We start from the raw sequence: 2,434 nt of genomic DNA on the forward strand, positions 1-2,434 counted from the left end.
GATGCCGTATTTCTGCACCAACAGCGGCACCAAATTGCCGCGATAGCGTTTGCCGTTGCGCTGAATACCGCAAATCTTATCGAAGAAGGATGACAAGATCCGCGTGTATGGGTTGCGCACGCAGGTGAAGGCATAAGAGCCGTGGGTCTTTACGTTCTGCTCAATCTTCGGCTGGCTCGCCTCGATTGCCCATTTGTGCATCCCTTGCGTCGCATCATGGATGTCGCCGTCAAAAAACACCCCGTGATCCGAATAATACATGATCTGCCCAATGGTCGAGCATGCACATTTTGGCACCACACGATAGACCACAGACTCGCTCTGTGTCATCCAAGTCCCTGGAAACCCCATTCACCACTCCTCTCGCGCCGACACAAACCCGCCGGCGACCTCAACTTTCGTGACAGAAACCAAACAAACTCTGTCTTTTCAATCTCTGTTCGGCGTAATTTAAGAAACAGTGAACTGTTTCAGGTATTAGTGACGCAACTATGGCAAAAATCGCATATATCCTTTTGTGTCACAAGGACCCGCTCGGGGTTATCGCACAGGCGCAGCGCCTGACGGCCGCGGGGGATTATATCGCGATCCATTTCGACGCCAGAGCCAAGCCTTCGGATTTCGAGATGATCCGCAGCCAGCTGTCTGCCAACCCCCATGTCGCTTTCTCGCGTCGACGGGTCAAATGTGGTTGGGGCGCTTGGAGTCTTGTTGAAGCCACGCTTTTGGCGGTCGAAGTCGCCGAGCAAAGTTTTCCGCGGGCCACGCATTTTTACATGCTCTCGGGCGATTGCATGCCGATCAAATCCGCCGAATTCGCGCATCAGTTTCTAGACGACGCTGACCTTGACTATATCGAAAGCGTTGATTTCTTTAATTCTGATTGGATCAAGACCGGCATCAAGGAAGAGCGCCTGATCTATCGGCACTTTTTCAACGAGCGCACCCATAAAACTCTGTTTTACGCCTCTTTGCGCTGGCAAAAATATTTTAACCTTACCCGCCGCGTACCTGCCGATATTCAGATGCAGATCGGCAGCCAATGGTGGTGTCTGCGCCGTCGCACCATCGAAGCCGTGCTGGATTTTTGCGCAAAGCGCCGCGATGTGATGCGGTTTTTCCGAACCACTTGGATTCCGGATGAGACCTTCTTTCAAACCCTTGTCCGCCATCTGGTACCCGAAACCGAAATTCGCGCGCGCACGCTGACGTTTTTGATGTTTACCGATTATGGCATGCCCGTGAATTTCCACAACGATCACTATGACCTGCTGCATTCGCAAGACTTTCTGTTTGCGCGCAAAATCAGCCCCGATGCCAAGGCCCTGAAAGAGCGATTGGGCAAGCTTTATGCTGCCAAAGGCGAAAACTTTGTGATTTCCAACGAAGGCCGCTCGCTGTTTCAATTTCTAAGCGGTCGCGGTCGGATTGGCCGCCGTTTTGCGCCCAGATTTTGGGAAACCGAAAGCAGTCTAGGGCGCGAGCGCACGCTGATGATGGTGACCTGCAAGAAATGGCATGTCGCCAAACGTCTGGTTGAGAGGATGCGCCAAGTCACCAATCTACCTGCCTTGGATTACCTGTTTAACGAAGCCTCGACACCGCTGCCCGATCTGGGGGGCATTCAATCAACGTTGGAAAAACGCACCCGTCATCGCCGCGCCTTGATGCGGATGCTGTTCGATTACTGGCAGACAGATAAGCTGATCGTTTGCATTGATCCCGGAAATGTCGATTTGATGCAGGATTTCTACAATGACAAAGCTAAGGTGCGGCTGCTGGAAGTGGAATGCGACTTTAGCGATGATTACCTGATCGGCCACGCCATGCGGGTTGGCCTTGCCACGCGGACCACCCCGCGCGAGACAATCGAGCGGCTTTTGCCGACCATCCGCTATGATGTCCGCTTTGAAGGCGACAGGATCAGGGACGCGGGCTTTGCCAATCTGCTGCGCATCCGCCAAAGTGCCAGCCTTGACGAAAACACCGTGCCTTTGGCGGAATTCCTTGATATTCCGGTTGATAAGGCGCGCGAAATCGTCGGCACTGACTATCTTTTTGTGGATTGACCCATGCACAGCTATGACCCCCAGAACATCTTTGCCCGCATCCTGCGCGGTGAAATTCCCAATAAAACCGTCTTGGAAACCGAACACAGCCTCGCCTTTCATGACATAAACCCAGCCGCCCCCGTGCATGTGCTGGTAATACCGAAAGGCGCTTATGTGACCTTTGATGATTTCGCCGCCAATGCCTCGGCCGAAGAGATTGTCGATTTTCACCGCGCCTGCGCACAGGTCTGTCAGATGACGGGCGTGATGCCGGGCAAGGGCTACCGCGCCATCACCAATGCTGCCGAACATGGCCTGCAAGAGGTGCCGCATTACCACCTGCATATCCTTGGCGGCCGCCCGATGGGCCGTCTGGTCGATCC

The 2,434-nt window shown here is 53.9% G+C and carries 3 protein-coding genes; 2 read left to right on the plus strand and 1 reads right to left on the minus strand.

The window, feature by feature from the left end; translation table 11 throughout:
• Positions 1-351, minus strand: a 351-nt coding sequence (locus V7Q10_RS13570) for a sulfotransferase family 2 domain-containing protein (RefSeq protein ID WP_333869659.1), incomplete at its 3' end; no start/stop codon positions are given.
• A 140-nt stretch (positions 352-491) separates the two neighbouring features.
• Here V7Q10_RS13570 and V7Q10_RS13575 point away from each other — a divergent pair.
• On the plus strand, positions 492-2,069 hold the full coding sequence (locus tag V7Q10_RS13575) for a DUF5928 domain-containing protein (protein ID WP_333869660.1): 1,578 nt from the start codon (positions 492-494) through the stop codon (positions 2,067-2,069).
• A gap of 3 nt (positions 2,070-2,072) precedes the next feature.
• Positions 2,073-2,434, plus strand: a 362-nt coding sequence (locus V7Q10_RS13580; protein ID WP_333869661.1) for an HIT domain-containing protein, incomplete at its 3' end; no start/stop codon positions are given.

The organism is Cypionkella sp. (genome assembly GCF_036782355.1).
Lineage (GTDB): Bacteria > Pseudomonadota > Alphaproteobacteria > Rhodobacterales > Rhodobacteraceae > Cypionkella.

What these genes read in the sequence shown, in the direction of transcription:
- V7Q10_RS13575 (WP_333869660.1), top strand. Translation starts at nt 492, where the DNA reads ATGGCAAAAATCGCATATATCCTTTTGTGTCACAAGGACCCGCTCGGG.